Annotated in this window: 17 protein-coding genes, 1 pseudogene and 1 riboswitch; of the genes and pseudogenes, 8 read left to right on the top strand and 10 right to left on the bottom strand. The window is 62.9% G+C overall.

The features are described 5' to 3' along the window. Positions 1 to 5: 5 nt before the first annotated feature. Both gcvH and gcvT read right to left on the bottom strand, forming a co-directional pair. Entirely contained in the window at positions 6 to 374 is a 369-nt protein-coding gene (gene gcvH / locus NKI35_RS11010) for a glycine cleavage system protein GcvH (protein ID WP_023681591.1), read from the bottom strand. Positions 375 to 379: 5 nt separating this feature from the next. Beyond that, complete coding sequence (gcvT, locus tag NKI35_RS11015) at positions 380 to 1,480, bottom strand: glycine cleavage system aminomethyltransferase GcvT (RefSeq protein WP_352739963.1); 1,101 nt, start codon at positions 1,478 to 1,480, stop codon at positions 380 to 382. Positions 1,481 to 1,629: 149 nt separating this feature from the next. Further along, positions 1,630 to 1,716, bottom strand: a riboswitch (glycine riboswitch). Positions 1,717 to 1,914: 198 nt separating this feature from the next. Here gcvT and NKI35_RS31325 point away from each other — a divergent pair. After that, positions 1,915 to 2,265, top strand: a complete 351-nt coding sequence (locus NKI35_RS31325; protein WP_502897135.1) for a hypothetical protein — start codon at positions 1,915 to 1,917, stop codon at positions 2,263 to 2,265. A 48-nt stretch (positions 2,266 to 2,313) separates the two neighbouring features. Continuing rightward, positions 2,314 to 2,916 carry a hypothetical protein gene (locus tag NKI35_RS31330; RefSeq protein ID WP_502897136.1) on the top strand — a complete coding sequence of 201 codons (603 nt, stop codon included), beginning with the start codon at positions 2,314 to 2,316 and terminating at the stop codon, positions 2,914 to 2,916. A 153-nt stretch (positions 2,917 to 3,069) separates the two neighbouring features. Here NKI35_RS31330 and NKI35_RS11025 read toward each other — a convergent pair whose 3' ends face one another. The 6 genes from NKI35_RS11025 to NKI35_RS11050 form a co-directional block, all read right to left on the bottom strand. After that, on the bottom strand, positions 3,070 to 3,861 hold the full coding sequence (locus NKI35_RS11025; protein WP_023822981.1) for a molybdopterin-binding protein: 792 nt from the start codon (positions 3,859 to 3,861) through the stop codon (positions 3,070 to 3,072). A gap of 1 nt (position 3,862) precedes the next feature. After that, complete coding sequence (locus tag NKI35_RS11030) at positions 3,863 to 4,723, bottom strand: cytochrome b/b6 domain-containing protein (RefSeq protein WP_352739965.1); 861 nt, start codon at positions 4,721 to 4,723, stop codon at positions 3,863 to 3,865. 152 nt (positions 4,724 to 4,875) lie between these two features. Beyond that, positions 4,876 to 5,568, bottom strand: a complete 693-nt coding sequence (locus NKI35_RS11035) for a DUF1345 domain-containing protein (RefSeq protein ID WP_352739967.1) — start codon at positions 5,566 to 5,568, stop codon at positions 4,876 to 4,878. A gap of 20 nt (positions 5,569 to 5,588) precedes the next feature. Further along, the gene (locus tag NKI35_RS11040; protein ID WP_023667588.1) at positions 5,589 to 6,062 is read right to left on the bottom strand and encodes a YaiI/YqxD family protein; all 474 of its coding nucleotides are present in this window, start codon (positions 6,060 to 6,062) and stop codon (positions 5,589 to 5,591) included. A gap of 64 nt (positions 6,063 to 6,126) precedes the next feature. Then, a complete protein-coding gene (gene gfa / locus NKI35_RS11045) occupies positions 6,127 to 6,696 on the bottom strand; it encodes an S-(hydroxymethyl)glutathione synthase (protein ID WP_023748530.1) in 570 nt (189 codons plus the stop codon). Positions 6,697 to 6,763: 67 nt separating this feature from the next. Beyond that, entirely contained in the window at positions 6,764 to 7,891 is a 1,128-nt protein-coding gene (locus tag NKI35_RS11050; protein WP_023681583.1) for an S-(hydroxymethyl)glutathione dehydrogenase/class III alcohol dehydrogenase, read from the bottom strand. A gap of 238 nt (positions 7,892 to 8,129) precedes the next feature. Here NKI35_RS11050 and NKI35_RS11055 point away from each other — a divergent pair, with 238 nt between their 5' ends. The 4 genes from NKI35_RS11055 (at position 8,130) to NKI35_RS11070 (ending at position 15,454) form a co-directional block, all read left to right on the top strand. Then, entirely contained in the window at positions 8,130 to 10,142 is a 2,013-nt protein-coding gene (locus tag NKI35_RS11055; RefSeq protein WP_023729859.1) for an acetyl-CoA carboxylase biotin carboxylase subunit, read from the top strand. A gap of 259 nt (positions 10,143 to 10,401) precedes the next feature. After that, positions 10,402 to 13,929 carry a DNA polymerase III subunit alpha gene (gene dnaE, locus NKI35_RS11060; RefSeq protein WP_352739969.1) on the top strand — a complete coding sequence of 1,176 codons (3,528 nt, stop codon included), beginning with the start codon at positions 10,402 to 10,404 and terminating at the stop codon, positions 13,927 to 13,929. A 169-nt stretch (positions 13,930 to 14,098) separates the two neighbouring features. Further along, positions 14,099 to 14,497, top strand: coding sequence for a nuclear transport factor 2 family protein (locus NKI35_RS11065; protein WP_023667583.1), 399 nt, complete (start codon positions 14,099 to 14,101; stop codon positions 14,495 to 14,497). A gap of 153 nt (positions 14,498 to 14,650) precedes the next feature. Next, positions 14,651 to 15,454 (top strand): potassium channel family protein, encoded by an 804-nt coding sequence (locus tag NKI35_RS11070; protein ID WP_352739971.1) that lies wholly within the window; start codon positions 14,651 to 14,653, stop codon positions 15,452 to 15,454. Between the two features lie 7 nt (positions 15,455 to 15,461). Here the strand turns inward: NKI35_RS11070 and NKI35_RS11075 are convergent, their stop codons facing one another. Next, complete coding sequence (locus NKI35_RS11075; protein ID WP_023710632.1) at positions 15,462 to 16,343, bottom strand: DMT family transporter; 882 nt, start codon at positions 16,341 to 16,343, stop codon at positions 15,462 to 15,464. A gap of 183 nt (positions 16,344 to 16,526) precedes the next feature. On the opposite strand from NKI35_RS11075, the gene NKI35_RS11080 reads away from it, so the two are divergent. Next, positions 16,527 to 17,033 (top strand): hypothetical protein, encoded by a 507-nt coding sequence (locus NKI35_RS11080; protein WP_352739973.1) that lies wholly within the window; start codon positions 16,527 to 16,529, stop codon positions 17,031 to 17,033. Positions 17,034 to 17,039: 6 nt separating this feature from the next. Here NKI35_RS11080 and NKI35_RS11085 read toward each other — a convergent pair whose 3' ends face one another. Next, on the bottom strand, positions 17,040 to 18,368 hold the full coding sequence (locus NKI35_RS11085) for a DNA polymerase IV (RefSeq protein WP_352739975.1): 1,329 nt from the start codon (positions 18,366 to 18,368) through the stop codon (positions 17,040 to 17,042). 67 nt (positions 18,369 to 18,435) lie between these two features. On the opposite strand from NKI35_RS11085, the pseudogene NKI35_RS11090 reads away from it, so the two are divergent. Continuing rightward, positions 18,436 to 19,010 (top strand): annotated as a pseudogene (locus NKI35_RS11090) (GNAT family N-acetyltransferase). Positions 19,011 to 19,021: the final 11 nt, after the last annotated feature.

Consider the following 19,021-nt stretch of genomic DNA (forward strand, 5'->3'; position numbering starts at 1 on the left):
TGATGTCAACCGATATGGGCTTTGTAGGCGGCCTCATTCATGAGGCCTGCGAGTTGGCCTTCGTCGGCGAGCTTCATCTTCCACAGCCAGCCGTCGCCGGTCGCAGCGGAGTTGACCAGCGACGGGTCCGAGGACAGCGCGCCGTTGGCGTCGGTGATCTCGCCATCAACCGGCGCATAGACATCGGAGGCCGCCTTGACGGATTCGACGACCACGGCGGTGTCGCCCTTACTGAGTTTGGTGCCGATTTGAGGCAGTTCGACGAAGACGAGATCGCCAAGCTGTTCCTGCGCATAGTCGGTTATCCCGACGGTGGCGATGCCTCCCTCGACGCTCAGCCATTCGTGATCTTGTGTGAAATAGGTTTTTGCCATCGGAATTATCCTTTGCGGTAGCGATGAGGAGTGAAGGGCAAGGAACTGATATCGACCGGGATTTTCGTCCCGCGAACGTCGGCGAACAGTTTCGTGCCCGGCTTGGCCAAGGCCGTTGACACATAGCCCATGGCGACGGGATGGCCGGCCGACGGGCCGAAGCCGCCTGATGTCACGTAGCCGGCCGGATCGCCGTCGGCATCGAACAAAGCAGCGCCGGCGCGCACCGGCTGGCGGCCGTCCGGCTTCAGGCCGACGCGCTTTTGCGACGGCCCGCGCTCCAGGATGGACCGCAGCGCATCGGCGCCGATGAAGGACCCGCCCGCGCGGAGATCTTTGGGGATCGCCCACATCAGGCCGGCACTCGCCGGATCGATCTCCGGCGTGATGTCCTGGCCGTGCAGGCACAGGCCGGCCTCCAACCGCAGCGAGTCGCGGGCAGCAAGGCCGATCCACAACACACGCTCGTCCTCGAGCAGTTTCGTGACCAGAGCGCGCGCATCCGCCTCCGGCAGGCCGATCTCGAAGCCGTCCTCGCCGGTGTAGCCGGAGCGGCTCATGAACCAGTTTTGCTTCGGCTCGATGCCATGCATGAACAAGAGCGAGCCGGTCTCGATGCCGGCGCGGGACAAGGCAGCCCAGGCTTCCGGCCCCTGGATCGCCAGGAAGACGCGGTCGAGCGCATCGACTTTGACGTCGAAGTCCGCGGCCAGCGCACGCAAATGCTTCTCGTCCTCGACCGCATTCCCGGCGTTGGCGACCACCATGAAGCGCTCGGCGCCGAGCCGGGTGACGATCAGATCGTCGATGATCCCGGCGGCCTCGTTGAGGAAGAAACTATATTTGGACTGTGAAATCTCAAGCGCGCCGGCATCGAGCGGACTGGCGCGGTTGAGCAGTGCCGCAGCGCCCGGTCCGCTGACAGCGAACAGCTTCATATGCGAAATGTCGAACAGGCCGGCATGTTCGCGGGTGTGAAGGTGCTCCTTCATCACGCCGGCCGGATAGGTCAGCGGCATCGACCAGCCCGCAAAGGCGCCAAAGCGTGCGCCGGCGGCGGTGTGCAGATCTTGGAGAGGAAGGTGTTTGGTGTCGTCGCCCGTCATGTCATCTCCAGAGTCGCACGCAATCGGCCGCTGCTGGCGACCAGTCCGTGCCCCTCTGTCTGAAGCCTGAGAGACTCGCGCAACCGGAACTCTGTCGGCGACGCTTACACCTTCGGCGCGGGGGCAAGCCCCGACTTTCCAGAGTGTCTTTCCCGTCTACGGTTCTTTTGCCTGAGAGATTTCGGGCGATTTCCCCTTCGGCGGCAGCTCGCGCTGCTCTCTCCCGCAAACAGGTAGGACTCAAAACTTAAGCCCTCGACGCGCCATCCATAGCTTGTCGGCGACACCTTGTCACCTGCCAGAGACCGTAAAGCGCGTCGTCTTTACAGTCCTCGCTAACCACGCCGTTTGCCGGTTTTTCAAGACAATGCCGATATTCTGGGCTGATAGTTTGGCCGGCAATTGCGTTGGGCACGGCGGATGGGGATTGACAGATGGGCGGACGGATCGGCAGCGCGCCGGTGGCGGGGCTGGCCGCGAAGGACCGCATCACGGCGGAAGATGTCGTCATGCTGCGTCGCGAAGTGTTCGCCGACGGCGTGGTGACGCGCGGCGAGGCTGAAGCACTGTCCGCGCTCGATGCGACAGCGACGGACAAATGCCCGCAATGGCCTGAGTTCTTCGTCGAGGCCGTTACCGACTACATCGTCCACCAGGAAAAGCCGGCAGGCTATATCTCTGAAGACAATGCCGGTTGGCTGATACAGACCATCTCGCGCGACGGAATGGTCGACAGTGTGACCGAACTGGAGCTGCTGGTGCATGTGCTGGAAAGGGCGAAATAATCCCCCGGCCGGCTCTCCGCCTATGCGCTCGAGCAGGTCGCCAACGCGGTGCTCGACGGCAAGGGACCACTGATGCTCGGCGGCGCGCTGGTTCCCGGACTGGTCGCCAAGGCCGAGGTCGATCTGTTGCGCCGCATTCTCCATGCCTATGGCGGCGACGGTAACATCGCCATCACACGGGTTGAGGCCGAGGTGCTGTTCCAGATCAACGAGCAGACCGCAGCGGCCCACAACGACCCGTCCTGGAACGACCTGTTCGTCAACGCGCTCGCCAATTTCGTCATGTGTTCGGCCGGCTACGAAGCGCCGACGCGCGATGTGGCGCTGCGTCGTGACAGTTTCTTGGACCAGGCCGAGCCCGAAGGTGGTGGCTTCTTCAGCCGCATGGTGTCGGGCGGACTGGCCGGCATCATGGAAGCCTATCGTTCGCCCGGCGACATCGAGGCCGAATGGGAATCGAAGAACCGTGCCGCCGAGGCACTCGCGCGCCGCGCCGAGTCGATCGACGCCAGCGAGGCGAAATGGCTGGCCGATCGCATCGGCACCGACCGCCCGCTGCATGAGAACGAACGCGCCCTGCTGGCGCTGATCAAACTCGCCTCGCCGGAGATACATCCGGCGCTCAAGCCGATGCTCGACAAGGTTGCTTAAGCCGCGCCGTTTTCTGCGACCGTTTTGCAGAGGACGATATTGGAGTGTCTTCAGGCCAATCGCCAAGTTCGGCCACGCGCGCTCGAAACCGGCTTCCTCAGGCAAGCTCGGTTCCGTCGGAGTCAGATCGTGCTCGGTCAGAATGCGAGGCCATCAAATCCCGCCATACCAGTCATAGCCATTGTCTTCCCAATAGCCGCCGCGGCCGCCGCCGATATTGGCAAAACTGTCGACGAGCTCGATCTTGTAGAGATACTTCGGCATCTTGTAGCCGAGCTGGCGTTCGACGCGGACGCGCAGCGGTGCGCCGTTTTCGACCGGCAGCGGCTTGCCGTTGAGGCCGTAGGCGAGGATCGTCTGGGGGTGGCGGGCGTCGATCAGGTCGATGGTGCCGTAATATTTGATTTCCCCGGAGAGGCTGCGGTCGATCGTGTCGAGGCAGTGGAACATGACATAGCGGGCTTGCGGCTTGACCACCGCCTGGTCGAGCACCAACGACAGCGGGGTGCCGGTCCATTTGGCGATGCAGCTCCAGCCTTCGACGCAGTCGTGGCGGGTGATCTGGGTGCGGCTCGGCATGTTCTCCAACTGCTCGCGGCTCAGCGACAGCGGCTTTTCGACCAGGCCCGTTACCTCCAGCCGCCAGTCGGCGAAATTGTTGGCGAGCAGGCCCTTGTAGGTGTCATCGTCGGGCGCGGTGACGCCGTTCGGCCGCTGTGGCTGGCGGATATCGGCCTCGGTGAATTCCGGCGCCAGAGCATCGCGGCCGGCAAGCCAGCGTTGCGCGCGGTAGGTCAGGCCATTGGCGTTTTCGAGGAAACTGCGCAGGCCATCACCCATGCCGAGCTGGCTGTCGAAGGCATCGCAGCCCGACAACATGATGCCGGAAACACCGAGGCCGGCACCCGTCAGGAACTTTCGGCGGCTGATCGGGAATTTGGCCATCTCACGCACTCCTCTCGGTGTCGCCATGCCTTGGCGGATCGGTGCGGTACCAGCCGGTGATGATCGAGCGCAGTTCGTTGATCGGGCCGGCGGCGAGGATCATCATTATATGGACCATGAAAAAGCCGACCAGCAGCACCATCACCGTGAAATGGATGGTGCGCGCCGTCTGCCTTCCGCCGAGCAGTTCGTTGAGCCAGGGCAGCACCGAGTTCATGCTCGGTGACATGGCAAGGCCGGTGATGATCATCAGCGGCAGCAGCACGAACAGCACGCCGCCATAGGCCATTTTCTGCAGAGTGTTGTATTGGCGCGTGTGGTGGAACCTCAGCTTGGCGTGCTCGATGATGTCCTGCGGCAGCCGCTTGAGATCGTCAAGGCGCGGCGCCAGATCGCGGCGCAGATGGCCGTTGACGAGGCTGGCGACCAGCCAGACGACCAAGGTGGTTGTCAGTATCCAGGCGAAGAAGAAATGCACGACGCGGGCGGTGCCGAGATCGTAGTAGGACGGGATGGTCGCCCAGGACGGGAAGGCACGCGACGTCTGCTGCCCGGCCGGGCCCGACCAGCCGAGCACGCCTGTGGTGTCGAAGCGATGGCCGAAGATTTCGGTATAGCCGCGCGGGCCGGTGGCGGTGTTTTCGGCGCCGATGGCAAAGACGGTGTTGTTGTATTCGAAGCCGGACTGTTTGCCGACGTAGAGCTGCGGCCGGGCATTGAAGATCTGCAGGCCGGACAAAAGCATGAAGAACAGCGAGATCGCCCACAGCCAGTGCGTCAGGCGGGTCCAGCGCGATTGCCGGTAGATCAGCGTCGTATCCTTCGGTGAGGCGGCATTGGCGCCTGCGCCGGGCTGACTCATGGCAATGGTTTCCATCTTTTCCTCGCCTTCCGGCTGCGCGATCCTGGGATGGCCACGCTCGTCCTTGTCCTCCCAATACGTCGCTATCGAAAGCGATGTTTCATGCGATCACGTTTTTATTACGGGCACGGGTTTATCGCGGGCACGGATACTCAATTGCCGAGGCTCACCGCGAGATTGACGACGGCGGCGACGATGACGGCGTTGAAGAAGAACGACAGGATCGAATGGACAAGCACCACGCGGCGCATATGCGAGGTCGTGATCGCCGTGTCGGCGGTCTGCGCCGTCATGCCGATCACCGTCGCGAAATAGAGAAAGTCCCAACCGTCCGGCCGTTTGCTGCCGGGAAAATCGAGGCCGCCGACCGGCATTTTCTTCTTGGTTTCGGCATCGATCGCGTCGCCGTCCATCCAGTAGACATGCGCATAGTGGAGGGCGGCCATGGCATGGATGGTGAACCAGCCAAGCGGGATCGACAGCATGGCGAAGCCGAGTTCGATGGGGTCGCGATCCTTGTGATTGATCAAAAGGAACAGCAGGACGATGGCCATGGCGACGATGCCGAGCGTGATGGAAAAGATGCCCAGCACTGGGAGGTCCAGTTCGCGCGCGTTCTTGCTGAGATAGCGGCCGGACAGCAGCGGCATCTTGGCGATGACGAGCGCGATGAAGACGACGAAGAAGGAATCGGCGGCAATCGAGATCGAATAAGCAAGCCGCGTGGAGACGGGGAGCGATCCAATCAAAGGGAATACCGCGGCAAATACGACCAGACCGACGGCTAGCGACACAAAGAACTGCTTGTGCCGCTGCAAGGGGATATTCGGCGATATGTCGGCCATACCCGACCTCGGATGGTGCTTCACGTCTGGTCGGGTGTGACGGATTTCAGGGCGCGCCGCAAGATACGGTCGAGCTCACCCAGGAAACGCGAGCGATCCTGTGGCGCAAAGCTGGCATTGTAGCCCTTGCTCTCGCCGGTTTCGCGCAGATGCTGCTTCAAATCGCGCATTGCAACCGCCATGCCGATGGTCTCCGGCGTGAACGGCCGGCCGGTTGGCCCAAGCACATGCGCGCCGAGCGCCACGGTGCGAGCGGCAAGCGGGATGTCGGCGGTGATCACGATGTCGTTGGGTTTTGCGTTCCCGACGATCCAATCGTCAGCGGCATCGGCGCTTTTAGAGACGACGACGTTGCGGATCATAGGATCGCGCGACGGACGCAGCCCGCCATTGGAGACGTAGGTGACGACCACGCCATGGCGCTCGGCGACCTTCTCGACCTCGGCTTTCACCGGGCAGGCGTCGGCGTCGACGTAGATGGCGGGTGCGGGCATTATCTCTCCAAAACGGACATGGGGCCGGCATTTTACCCGGCCCCATGCCAGAAATCTCGTACTGTCAGGCCGGCAGCGCGCCCGACTTCTTCGCGGTCCAGGTGGCGATATAGTCCATCAGGCCGGGGTTGAGACAGTCATAGGGTTCTAGGCCGATCGACTTCAACTGGCCGCGGATGCCGTCCATCCGCTTCGGGTCGACGCCGGATTCGATGATCGACGAGACGAAAGCGGTGAAGCCCGGCGGCGACCAGCCGTCTTCCTCGAAACGTTCGGGATGGATGAAGGACAGGCCCTTGAACGGATGGTCGCGTTCGACCGGCCCGTGCATGTGGACGCCGCAGCCGGTGCAGGCATGGCGCTGGATCAGCGCCGAGGGGTCGACCACCTTCAGCTTGTCGCCATTCTCGGTCACGGTGACATCGCCGGTGCCGGCGACCGCCACGACCGAGAACACCGCGCCGTCTGGCTTCCAGCATTTGGTGCAGCCACAGGCATGGTTGTGGGCGATCTGGCCCTTGACCTTCACCTTCACCGGCTTGCTGGTGCAGGCACAGACCAGCGTGCCGCCGGCAAAGCTTGCGCTTTCCTTCGGCAGGCCATTGTCGATTTTCGGATGCAGTTTCTCAGGCATTATCTTCCTCCCTTGTTGAACCCATGCAACTACAGTCGCTGGCCCTTCGGTCGGCGGCTTCTTCTCCTCAATAAACGACGACGCTCCTGATCGACTTGCCCTCATGCATAAGGTCGAAGCCCTTGTTGATGTCTTCCAGCTTCAGCAAATGGGTGATCATCGGGTCGATCTGGATCTTGCCGTCCATGTACCAGTCGACGATTTTTGGCACGTCGGTGCGGCCGCGTGCGCCGCCGAAGGCGGTGCCCATCCAGGTGCGGCCGGTGACCAGCTGGAACGGCCGGGTCGAAATCTCCTGGCCGGCGCCGGCCACGCCGATGACGACCGACTTGCCCCAGCCGCGATGCGAGGCTTCCAGCGCCTGGCGCATCACCTTGGTGTTGCCGGTGCAGTCGAATGTGTAGTCGGCGCCGCCGATCTGGTCGGCGCCGCGCTTGGTCAAGTTGACGAGGTGAGGAACGATGTCGCCGTCGATCTCCTTCGGATTGACGAAATGCGTCATGCCGAAGCGCTCGCCCCATGCCTTCTTGTCGTTGTTGAGGTCGACACCGATGATCATGTCAGCGCCGGCGAGCTTCAGGCCCTGGATGACGTTGAGGCCGATGCCACCGAGACCAAAGACGACAGCAGTCGCGCCTTGCTCGACCTTCGCGGTGTTGATGACCGCGCCGATGCCGGTGGTGACGCCGCAACCAATGTAGCAGATTTTGTCGAAGGGCGCGTCCGGGTTGACCTTGGCGACGGCGATCTCGGGCAAAACGGTGAAATTGGAGAAGGTCGAGCAGCCCATATAGTGGAAGATCTTGTCCTTGCCGATCGAGAAGCGCGAGGAGCCATCGGGCATCAAGCCTTGGCCCTGCGTGGCGCGGATGGCGGTGCACAAATTGGTCTTGCGGGACAGGCAGGATGGGCACTGCCGGCATTCCGGCGTGTAGAGCGGGATGACGTGGTCGCCCTTCTTGACCGAGGTGACGCCCTTGCCGACATCGACGACAACGCCAGCGCCTTCATGGCCGAGGATTGCCGGAAACAGGCCTTCGGGATCGGCGCCCGACAGGGTGAACTCGTCGGTGTGGCAGATGCCGGTCGCCTTGATCTCGACCAGCACCTCGCCTTCGCGCGGTCCGTCGAGGTCGACCTCCATGATTTCCAACGGCTTTCCGGCGGCGACAGCGACAGCGGCGCGGGTTTTCATTAGGCAATTCCTCCCAAGGCGATTGGTCTTCAGGCTTTCAGGGTTTTTATACTGTTTCAACCCGATTTGGCGACCAAATATGGCGCAAATCTTGGCCCAGTCGTCGGCGAGCCCAACCTTCGCCCCTCGGCACGGCCCTGGGCGGGCAGGGAGTGTCTTGATGGGTGCGCTGCCGGCGGTGCTTGAGCCCGGCTGCCGAAGCCCATAAGAAGGACGAAAGACCGAGGAAACGCCTTCGATGTTCACGAAAATCCTGATCGCCAATCGCGGCGAGATTGCTTGCCGCGTCATCAAGACGGCGCGCAGGATGGGGATTGCCACCGTAGCGGTCTATTCCGACGCCGATCGCGACGCCGTGCACGTCGAAATGGCCGACGAAGCCGTGCATATCGGGCCATCGCCTGCCGCGCAAAGCTATCTTCTGCCTGAAAAGATCATCGCTGCCTGCAAGGAGACGGGCGCGCAGGCCGTGCATCCCGGCTACGGTTTTCTGTCGGAGCGGGCCGCCTTCTGCGAAGCGCTTGAGGCTGAGGGCATTGTCTTCATCGGTCCGAAACCCAAGGCTATCAAGGCGATGGGCGACAAGATCGAATCGAAGAAGTTCGCCAAGGCCGCTGAGGTGTCGACGGTTCCCGGCTGGCTTGGTGTCATCGAAAATGCCGACCATGCCGAAAAGATCGCCGGCGAGATCGGTTATCCCGTGATGATCAAGGCCTCGGCCGGCGGCGGCGGTAAAGGCATGCGCATTGCCTGGAGCCAGTCGGAAGTGCGCGACGGCTTCGACCGGGCGCGCTCGGAGGCGAAAAGCTCGTTCGGCGACGACCGAGTCTTCATCGAAAAGTTCGTCGTCGATCCGCGTCATATCGAAATCCAGGTGCTGGCCGACGCGCATGGCACCGCCCTCTATCTCGGCGAGCGCGAATGCTCGATCCAGCGCCGGAACCAGAAGGTTGCGGAAGAGGCGCCGTCGCCATTCCTCGATGCCAGGACGCGCAAGGCCATGGGCGAGCAGGCCGTGGCGCTGGCCAAGGCGGTCGACTACCAGAGCGCCGGCACCGTCGAGTTCATCGTCGATGCTGAAAAGAACTTCTATTTCCTTGAAATGAATACACGATTGCAGGTCGAGCATCCGGTGACGGAGCTTGTTACCGGCATCGACCTGGTCGAGCAGATGATCCGTGTCGCCGCCGGCGAGAAGCTGGCGATCGAGCAGAGCGACGTCAAGCTGAACGGCTGGGCGGTGGAAAGCCGGCTCTATGCCGAGGATCCCTATCGCAATTTCCTGCCCTCGATCGGCCGGTTGACGCGCTACCGGCCGCCGGAGGAGGGCAAGTTCGGCGATGTCTTCATCCGCAATGACACCGGCGTCACCGAAGGCTCCGAGATTTCGATGTTCTATGATCCGATGGTGGCAAAACTCTGCACCTGGGCGCCCACGCGTATCGAGGCCATCGATGCCATGTCGGAAGCGCTGGACAGTTTCGTCGTCGACGGCATCGAGCACAACATCCCGTTCCTGGCGGCGCTGATGCAGCATCCGCGCTGGCGCGAGGGGCGGATATCGACGGGCTTCATCGCCGAGGAATATCCTGACGGCTTCGCGCCGATCGTGCCCAATGGCGATGAAAAGGCAGTGCTGGCGGCGATCGCCACCGCGGTCGAGCTTCTGCGCCGCGATCGGCTTGACCGGCTGGGCGGGCGGCTGGCGCCGCATTCGGGCGCACTCAAGCGCGATTGGGTGGTGAAGCTCGGCGACGACTATCTCCAGGCTTCGATCATCGAGGGCATGATCTCCATTCCGATGGAAATCGATCTGTCGGTCGATGGCGGCAAAGCGCTGACCGTGGCGTCCGACTGGCGGCCGGGCGACCTCATCTGGCGCGGCACTGTCGGTGCCCGCAAGGTCACGGCGCAGATCAGGCCGGCGCCGAACGGCCTGCGCATTGCCTGGAAAGGCATGTCGGTGACGGCGCGCGCCATGCTGCCGCGCACGGCGGAGCTGGAAAGGCTGATGCCGGAGAAGGTGGCGCCGGACACGTCCAAGATGCTGCTTTGCCCGATGCCGGGCCTGGTCGTGTCGATCGCGGTTGCCGAGGGGCAGGAGGTCAAGGCCGGCGAGACGCTGGCCGTGGTCGAGGCGATGAAGATGGAAAACGTGCTGCGCGCCGACCGCGATCTTGTCGTGTCGAAGCTCAACGCCAAGCCGGGTGACAGCCTGGCTGTGGATGCGGTGATCATGGAGTTCGCCTAGAGATTGTTTGGAATTCTACTCCGGCGGCCATCTGAAGGTGGTTTCTGCGCTTCCCGTGCTCACGGACCAATGGCCGCTGCGCTCCGGTTCTCGAACCGCCATCATATGACTCGCCAGAGCGAATTTCGAAACAATCTCTGAGCCGTGCGGCGGGGTACGGAAGCCTGTGGTCGGCGGTCATTTGTGCTGGACTGGCATCGCCCGGTCCGGGACAATACATCTCCATCGACTCAAAGCCTTTCGAGCAATTTGAAACACCATGGCGGATGACAAACTTCCACGCGATCCCCTGAAGCGCGAAGCAGCGCTCGCTGCCGCGCGCCCGGAGGCACCGGCGCGGCGGTTCATCCATCTGCGCGTGCATTCGGCGTATTCGCTGCTCGAGGGCGCCTTGCAGGTCGCCGCTGTCGTCGGCCATGCCGTCAAGGACGAGTGCCCGGCAATCGCCGTCACCGACACCAACAATCTGTTCGGCGCGCTGGAATTTGCCCAGAAGGCAATGAAGGAAGGCATCCAGCCGATCATCGGCTGCCAGATCGATCTCGCCTTTTCCGGCGAGACCAGTGACGCACAGCGCGACCGCCGCCGCCACGGGCCGGAGATGAACGCCGTGGTGCTGCTCGCCGCCACCGAGGTTGGCTATAGCAACCTCGTCAGGCTGGTCAGCCAGGTCTATCTGGAGACGCCGCCGGGCGAGCCCGTGCATCTGACGTCAGCAATGCTGGAAGGCCATAGCGATGGCCTGATCTGCCTCAGCGGCGGGCCGCGCGGCCCGATCGGCCGGGCGCTGAAGGAGGATCGCCGAGATCTTGCCGAGACGCGGCTTCTGGCCCTCAAGGCGCTGTTCGGCGACCGGCTCTATGTCGAGCTGGACCGTGTTTCCGGTTATGACCGCGCTATCGAGAAATCATCGGTCGACCTTGCCTATATCCATGATCTGCCGCTGGTCGCCACGAATGAGGCGTTCTTCGCCGCCCGCGACGACTATGACGCGCATGATGCTCTGATCGCCATTGCCGAGGGTTCGGTGGTTGCCGCCGACAACCGTCGCCGGCTGACTTCGGACAATTTCCTGCGCAGCCAGGCGGATATGGCGCGGCTGTTCGCCGACCTGCCGGAAGCGATCGACAACACCGTCGAGATCGCGCTGCGCTGTTCCTATTATCCCAAGACCCGCAATCCGATCCTGCCACGCTTTACCGGCGGCGATGTCGCCGACAATGAGGTGGCGCTGAAAGCGGAGGCCGATGAGCTACGCCGGCAGGCGCATGAGGGGCTGGAGGCGCGGCTGGCTGCGCATGGGCCCACTTCCGGCTACACGGTCGAACAATACCGCGAGCGGCTCGATTTCGAACTCTCCATCATCGAGAAGATGAAGTTTCCCGGCTATTTCCTGATCGTCGCCGACTTCATCAAATGGGCCAAGGCGCAAGGCATTCCGGTCGGGCCGGGCCGTGGTTCGGGCGCCGGATCGCTGGTCGCTTATTCCACGACCATCACCGACATCGATCCGCTGCGCTTCTCGCTGCTGTTCGAGCGCTTCCTCAACCCCGACCGCGTGTCGATGCCCGACTTCGACATCGACTTCTGCCAGGACCGGCGCGAAGAGGTCATCCGCTACGTCCAGCAGAAATATGGCCGCGACCAGGTTGGGCAGATCATCACCTTCGGTACGCTGCAGGCGCGCGCGGTGCTGCGCGACGTCGGCCGCGTGCTGCAAATGCCTTACGGCCAAGTCGACAAGCTCTCCAAAATGGTGCCGCAGAACCCCGCCAATCCGGTCAAGCTGGCGGATGCCATCGCCAACGAGCCGCGCTTTGCCGAGGAGGCCGAGAAGGAGCCAATCGTGCAGACGCTGCTCGATATGGCGCAAAAGCTGGAAGGGCTCTACCGCCACGCTTCGACGCACGCCGCCGGCATCGTCATCGGCGACCGGCCCTTGTCGGAACTGGTGCCGATGTACCGCGATCCGCGCTCCGACATGCCGGTCACCCAGTTCAACATGAAATATGTCGAGCAGGCCGGGCTGGTAAAATTCGACTTCCTCGGCCTGAAGACGCTGACGGTGCTGGAGACGGCGGTGAAGCTGATCCGCCGGCGCGGCATCGAGATCGACCTGGCGACGATCCCGCTCGACGATCCTGAAACCTACGCCATGCTGTCGCGCGGCGAAGTGGTCGGTGTGTTCCAGGTGGAAAGTGCCGGCATGCGCAAGGCGCTGATCGGCATGCGGCCCGACTGCATCGAGGACATCATCGCGCTGGTGGCGCTCTACCGTCCCGGCCCGATGGAGAACATCCCGACCTACAATGCCAGAAAACATGGCGAGGAGGAGATGGCCTCGATCCATCCCAAGATCGACCATCTGGTGAAGGAGACGCAAGGCGTCATCGTCTACCAGGAACAGGTGATGCAAATCGCGCAGGAGCTGTCGGGCTATTCGCTCGGCGAAGCCGACCTGCTGCGCCGCGCCATGGGCAAGAAGATCCGCGCCGAAATGGACAAGCAGCGCGAGCGCTTCGTCACCGGTGCGGTCGAACGCGGTGTCGGCAAGCCGCAGGCCGACTTCATCTTCGACCTTCTGGCCAAGTTCGCCGACTACGGCTTCAACAAATCGCACGCGGCCGCCTACGCCGTCGTGTCCTACCAGACCGCCTATCTCAAGGCGCACTACCCCGTCGAGTTCCTGGCGGCGTCGATGACGCTCGACATGGGCAACACCGACAAACTCGCCGATTTCCGCCAGGATGCGCTGCGTCTCGGCATCGAGGTGGTGGCGCCGTCGGTGATGACCAGCTTCCGCAATTTCGAGGTCGGCGAGAACCGCATTTACTATTCGCTGGCGGCCCTCAAGGGCGTCGGCGACGCTGCGGTCGAGCACATCGTCGCCATGCGCGGCGAAAAGCCGTTCAAGAATCTCGCCGATTTCTGTGAAAGGGTCGATCCCAAGATCGTCGGCAAGCGCGTCTTCGAAAGCTTGATCATGGCCGGCGCGCTCGACTGCTTCGGCCACGACCGCGCCCAGATGATGGCCGGCGTCGAACGGATGATGGGGCTGGCTTCTCTGGCGCAGCAGAATGCCATTTCGGGCCAGCACGACATTTTCGGCGCGTCGCTCGGCGCGCAGCAGCAGGCGCTCAATTTGCCGCAGACCGATCCGTGGCTTGCCGCCGACCGGCTGCACCGCGAATTCCAGGTCGTCGGCTTCTATCTTTCGGCGCATCCGCTCGACGAGTACAAGGCGGCCCTGCAGAAGATGCGGGTGCAAAACTGGGGCGAGTTCTCGGCTGCGGTCAAACGCGGTGCCGCCGCGGGCCGGCTCGCCGGCACCGTCACCACCAAGCAGGAGCGCAAGACCCGAACCGGCAACAAGATGGGCGTCATCGCCTTTTCCGACACATCTGGCCAATATGAAGCCGTGCTGTTTTCGGAAGGGCTGGCGCAGTATCGCGACCTGCTCGAGCCCGGACGTTCGGTGGTGATCACCGTTTCGGCCGAGGATAGGCCCGAAGGGGTCAATCTGCGCATCCAGACGGTGCAGTCGCTGGAGGATGAGGCCAGCCGTATCCAGAAGGCGCTGCGCATCTTCGTGCGCGATGCGGCTCCGATCGGCATGCTGGCCGGCCAACTGGCGGTAAAGGGCGAGGGCCAGGTCAGCTTCGTGCTGATCAAGGAAGCCGGGCAAGGTGAGATCGAGATCGAATTGCCCAATCGCTACCGCATCTCGCCGCAGATCGCGTCGGCCATGCGCGCGGTGCCGGGTGTGGTCGAAGTCGAGCTCGTCTAGGCTGCGCTGATACACACGGCAATCGCATCGACGTCGGCCAGTGCATCACGGCCTAAAGATGCTCTGGGCCTGACATTGCAGCCGATAGGGCCAGCGTGCAGGACGTGGTTGACCTGACCTTCCTTTGAACCACATGCGTTGAGCAGAAACTTCACAGGAACGCACAATCATGCCCAGCCGCGAACGCGTCGAAGCCTTCCTCAAGGAGGTGGTCGAAGGCAGCCACGTCAAAGCGATCGCCGACTTCTACCATGACGATGCCACCATGCAGGAAAATCTCGGCGTCCCGCGGCGCGGCAAGGAAACACTGATGGCGCATGAGCAGGCAGCACTCGACCGGATCGAGAAGATGCACACCCATCCTGTCCAGACATTCCTGGTCGATGGCGACAATGTCGCCATCCGCTGGACCTTCGACCGTGTCGACAAGGCCGGCACCGTGCGCCGGCTGGAAGAGGTGGCCCTGCAGCGCTGGCGTGGTGACCGGATTGCGGAGGAGCGGTTCGTCTACGACACCGCCTCGGCCTGGCGCCTCGTCGGGCCGGACGGCAAGGTGGTGGAGGGCTGACGATCACCGGGGCCACTAGATCATGATGAGATTCGGTAGAAATCTCATCATGATCTAACCCTTTGTTGGAACGTGATCTTTTCCAAAAACCGGCACCCACTTTTTGGGATCATGCTCTAGACGGCCCCGCCTGGGACCGTTACGCACTTGGTGATGAAAGCAGCCGAGAAGGACGGATCGCAGCAAAGCTCTGCCATCGCGCGGCTGCGTGACAGGCTGCGCAAGCTCTATCACGGACGCACGCCGGCGGCGTTCCGGTTTCAACTGGTGGCGGTCATCATCGACCTCGCCATCATCGCCTTCTTCGTTGCCACGCCGGTGCTCCAGGACAAGCCGTCATTCCTGTGGCTCGACTATACCGTCGCGGCGCTGGTCGCCGCCGACCTGATTGCCCGACTGTTAGCCTCCAACGACATGTTGCGGCTGATGAAACAGCCGACATCCTGGGTCGATGTCTTCATCCTTTTGACGCTGCTGATGCCGACGGCGCTGGCAAATCTGGCGTTCCTGCGCATCCTGCGGCTGTGGTCGCTGTCGCGCAGCGGGTCGCTGTGGCGGCATTTCGAAATGCGTGGCTTGAGGCCCTGGCGCGAGGCGAGCCACGCGGTCATCAACCTGTTGACGTTCCTGTTCGTCATCACCGGCTTCGTCTACACCTTCTTCTTCCGCACCGGCGCCGGCCTCGAAAACTACATTGATGCGCTGTATTTCACCGTTGCCACGGTGACGACGACCGGTTTCGGCGACATCGTGCTGCCGGGGGTCGCCGGCAAGCTGACCGCGATCGCCACCATGATCATCGGCATCTCGCTGTTCGTCAGACTGGCGACGGCGATTTTTCGACCCGCCAAGGTGTTCTTTCCCTGTCCGCAGTGCGGACTGCAACGGCATGAGCCGGACGCCGTGCACTGCAAGGCCTGCGGGCATCTTCTCAACATACCGGATGAGGGGAATTGACCGACCGCTACGAGGCCGCGACCTCGGCCGGCTTTGGCGCCTTGCGCTGCAGGTTGAGCAGGTTGCCCATCAGGATCAGCAGGGCGCCGCCGGCTGTAAAGATGTCGATCTGTTCGCTGTAGAGCAGCCAGCCGATCAGCGCCGACAGTGGCACGCGCAGGAAATCCATCGGTGAAATCACCGTAGCGTCGGCATAGGTGAGGGCACGCGCCATGCAGAAATGCGACGACATGCCGGTGAAGGCAATCAGCAGGATCCATGGCCAGAGTTCGAGCGGTGGGTTGCGCCATTCATAAAGCGCCGGGATCAGGCCGACCACCGACTGGATGATCAGCATCCAGAAGATGATGCGCACGACACTGTCCGTGCGGGTCAGCGACTTGACCAACACCACCGATACGCCAAAGCACACGGCCGCGCCGAGAACGACGAGGTGACCCGGATCCATGGAGCCGACGCCGGGGCGAACGATGACCACCACGCCGATCAGGCCAAGCACGACCGCCGCAATTTTCGGGCGGGAGAGCCTTTCGCCAAGAAAGGTCACCGCCAGGATCGCGGTCCAGATCGGCGTGGTGAATTCGATCGATATGAGCACCGCAAGCGGGATCAGCGTCAGCGCATAGAGCCATGCCGCCTGGCCCGTATAGTGGATGACATTGCGAGCGATATGGGCCAACGGGCGCTGCGTGCGCATTGCGGCGAATCCGCCGCTCATCGTCACCAGCGGCAACAGGATGAAGAAGCCGATCACCGAGCGCAGTTCCAGCACCTGGAAGACGTTGAGCTCGGCGGTGGTTGCGCGGCCGGCGACTGACATCGCCAGAAACGAGGCGATCGACAGCGCCATCCAGAACGCGGCTTTGGGGATCGATGGGGAAGGTGCCATAGGCGCTATGTCGCAAGCCGGGACTTCTATCGCAACCGTTAGGCGACGCATTCGACTGGGCCAGACCGTTGCGAAAACAGCCATGCTGGAAGTGGAACCTGACGAAACGGCAGGCGTTGGTTCCCGGTATTGGCCAATTGCTGGACGCATCGTTTCTTCAACATCAACGGGGAAGAGATTCCGATGAAATCATTCGCGCGGTTTCTGCTAGCCGGCTGCCTGCTAACTGCAAGCGCCGCGGCCCATGCCGACGAGGCGAATTTTCTCAGCTCCTTGCAAGGGAATTTCTCCGGCAAGGGGACAGTCAAGGTCACCACCGACGCACCGACGGTGAATGTGTCCTGCACCTTCAATTCCGACGCGACCTCGAGCTCATTGTCGCTTGACGGCAATTGCCGTGGTCTTGTCGTGGTGACGCGCGCCATCAGCGCCAATCTGAAGGCCCGCGGGGCGAAGTATACAGGCGTCTATGTCGGGTCGCGCACCGGGCCGGCACAGCTCGCCGGCAGCCGTTCCGGGAACGCGATCAGTCTCGGCAATCGCTGGGCGGCGGAGGTCAATGGCGATCGCAAGGCGCGGTTGACGGTGGAGAAAACCAGCGGCGACGGAATGCGGTTGACCGTTACCGACGTCGATCCGAAAACCGGCAACAACGTGGTGACGAGCCGCATCGATCTCAAGCGTATCTAAGCCGTCTCACTCCTCGATCGGCTCCGGCGGGTTGGCGTTGCGGCCTTTACCGAAGGTGTAGCCGGTTTCCACCGCCTTCTTGCCGAACTTGTCGCGCAGCGTATCGATGGCGCTTTCGGCCATGGCGCGCTTGCGCGAGCCGACGTCGACGAGATCGGGCGGATCGGCCTTCTCGTCATCCGAGAGATCGCTGACACCGATGCCGAGCAGCCGGTACTTTGTCCCGTCCGCCTCCTTGCGCAACAGGTCGAGCCCGGTCTGGAAAATACGGTCGGCCAGCCTTGTCGGGTCGCCGAGCTGGCGGTTGCGGGTGCGCAGCTTGAAATCCTGCGTCTTCAGCTTCAGCACCACGGTGCGCCCGGCAATGCCTGACTTCTTCAGCCGCGCCGAGACCTTTTCCGACAATCCCCTCAGCACTGGAACCAGTTCGCCCATTTCAGCTATGTCGGTGTCGAAAGTGGTTTCGGCCGACACACTTTTCGCATCCTGGTCGGGATCGACACGGCGGTCGTCCTGGCCGCGCGAGAGATGGTAGAGCCGGGTGCCCATCACGCCATAGCGGCGCATAAGATCGGCGCGCTCCATGCGCTGCAACTGGGCGATGCTGCGGATGCCGTCGCGTTCGAGCGTTGCGGCAAAAGCCTTGCCGACGCCCCAGATCAGCGTCACTGGCTGTTCGGCCAGGAAACCCAGCGCCTCGGCTTCGCCGATCACCGAAAAGCCGCGCGGCTTGCGGAAATCGGAGGCAACCTTGGCCAGGAACTTGCAGTAGGAAAGGCCGGCCGAAACGGTGATGCCGATTTCCTTTTCGACGGTCTGCGCAAAGCGCGCCAGCACCACCGCCGGCGGCATGCCGTGCAGGCGCTCGGTGCCGGCAAGGTCGAGAAACGCCTCATCGATGGAGAGCGGCTCGACCAGCGGCGTGAGCGCCTGCATCAAGGCGCGGACATCGCGGCCAACGCGGACGTATTTCTCCATATTGGGCGGGATGACGACCGCTTCCGGACAGGCTTCGAGCGCCTTGAACATCGGCATTGCCGAGCGCACTCCCTTGATGCGGGCGATGTAGCAGGCGGTGGAGACGACGCCGCGCTTGCCGCCGCCGATGATCAGCGGCTTGTCCTTCAGCGCCGGATTGTCGCGCTTTTCGATCGCCGCATAGAAGGCGTCGCAATCGATATGCGCCAGATGCAGCTGGTAGAGCTCGGGATGGCGGGTGAGTCGAGGGCTGCCGCAACGCTCACAGCGCCTGGTATCGCTGCGCTGAAAGGTCAGGCAGTCGCGGCAAAAACCGTGCTCGGGATTGTTGACAGGGGCCGCCATCGCTGCGAACATAAAGAGAACAGATGCAATGGTACGCCAGGACGGAAGCCGCCACAAGCGGTTAGCCGGGAGAGAACTCATGAGCACCACCATAGCGCCGCTGGCGCCTGACCTGTGGGCGGATTTCGAGGATCTTTTTGGCAAGCAGGGCGCCTGTTACGGCTGCTGGTGCACGCATTTCCGGATGGCGCCGGCGGTCCGGCGGGCCAGCGACAAGCAGCGCAACAAGGATCATATCAAGGCGCGCATCGAGGCAGGGCCGCCGCCGGGGCTTTTGGCTTCGAGGACGGCATAGCGGTCGGCTGGATGCAGATCGGCCCGCGCGCCGACGTGCCCGAATGGAACAATCGGGGCCGGGGCTCCGCGCCGGTCGATCCAACCGACGCCGTAGATCCCGGCGTCTGGGCCATCTCCTGCTTCTTCATCCGCGCCAGCGCGCGCGGCCGGGGCGTCAGCCACCGCCTGGTCGAGGGCGGCATCGCTTTTGCCCGCCAGAACAAGGCGCGGCTGGTCGAGGCGTGTCCGATCGACGTGTCGCGCGATTCGCGTTCGATCGGACTGTTCGTCGGCTCGTCGCGTGTGTTCGAAAGGGCCGGCTTCGAGCGGCTCCTCGAACGCAAGGCCGGCCGGCCGCTGATGCGGCTTGTGCTGTAGGCGGCAGCAAT

This window comes from Mesorhizobium sp. M0676 (assembly GCF_040320535.1).
Lineage (GTDB): Bacteria > Pseudomonadota > Alphaproteobacteria > Rhizobiales > Rhizobiaceae > Mesorhizobium.

Coding starts and splice junctions, on each gene's coding strand:
- NKI35_RS11055 (WP_023729859.1), top strand. CDS start 8,130: ATGTTCACGAAAATCCTGATCGCCAATCGCGGCGAGATTGCTTGCCGC.
- gcvT (WP_352739963.1), bottom strand. CDS start 1,480: ATGACGGGCGACGACACCAAACACCTTCCTCTCCAAGATCTGCACACC.
- NKI35_RS11035 (WP_352739967.1), bottom strand. CDS start 5,568: ATGGCCGACATATCGCCGAATATCCCCTTGCAGCGGCACAAGCAGTTC.
- NKI35_RS11075 (WP_023710632.1), bottom strand. CDS start 16,343: ATGGCACCTTCCCCATCGATCCCCAAAGCCGCGTTCTGGATGGCGCTG.
- NKI35_RS11080 (WP_352739973.1), top strand. CDS start 16,527: ATGAAATCATTCGCGCGGTTTCTGCTAGCCGGCTGCCTGCTAACTGCA.
- gcvH (WP_023681591.1), bottom strand. CDS start 374: ATGGCAAAAACCTATTTCACACAAGATCACGAATGGCTGAGCGTCGAG.
- NKI35_RS11085 (WP_352739975.1), bottom strand. CDS start 18,368: ATGTTCGCAGCGATGGCGGCCCCTGTCAACAATCCCGAGCACGGTTTT.
- NKI35_RS11030 (WP_352739965.1), bottom strand. CDS start 4,723: ATGAGTCAGCCCGGCGCAGGCGCCAATGCCGCCTCACCGAAGGATACG.
- NKI35_RS11070 (WP_352739971.1), top strand. CDS start 14,651: ATGAAAGCAGCCGAGAAGGACGGATCGCAGCAAAGCTCTGCCATCGCG.
- dnaE (WP_352739969.1), top strand. CDS start 10,402: ATGGCGGATGACAAACTTCCACGCGATCCCCTGAAGCGCGAAGCAGCG.
- NKI35_RS11040 (WP_023667588.1), bottom strand. CDS start 6,062: ATGCCCGCACCCGCCATCTACGTCGACGCCGACGCCTGCCCGGTGAAA.
- NKI35_RS11050 (WP_023681583.1), bottom strand. CDS start 7,891: ATGAAAACCCGCGCCGCTGTCGCTGTCGCCGCCGGAAAGCCGTTGGAA.
- NKI35_RS31325 (WP_502897135.1), top strand. CDS start 1,915: ATGGGCGGACGGATCGGCAGCGCGCCGGTGGCGGGGCTGGCCGCGAAG.
- gfa (WP_023748530.1), bottom strand. CDS start 6,696: ATGCCTGAGAAACTGCATCCGAAAATCGACAATGGCCTGCCGAAGGAA.
- NKI35_RS11065 (WP_023667583.1), top strand. CDS start 14,099: ATGCCCAGCCGCGAACGCGTCGAAGCCTTCCTCAAGGAGGTGGTCGAA.
- NKI35_RS11025 (WP_023822981.1), bottom strand. CDS start 3,861: ATGGCCAAATTCCCGATCAGCCGCCGAAAGTTCCTGACGGGTGCCGGC.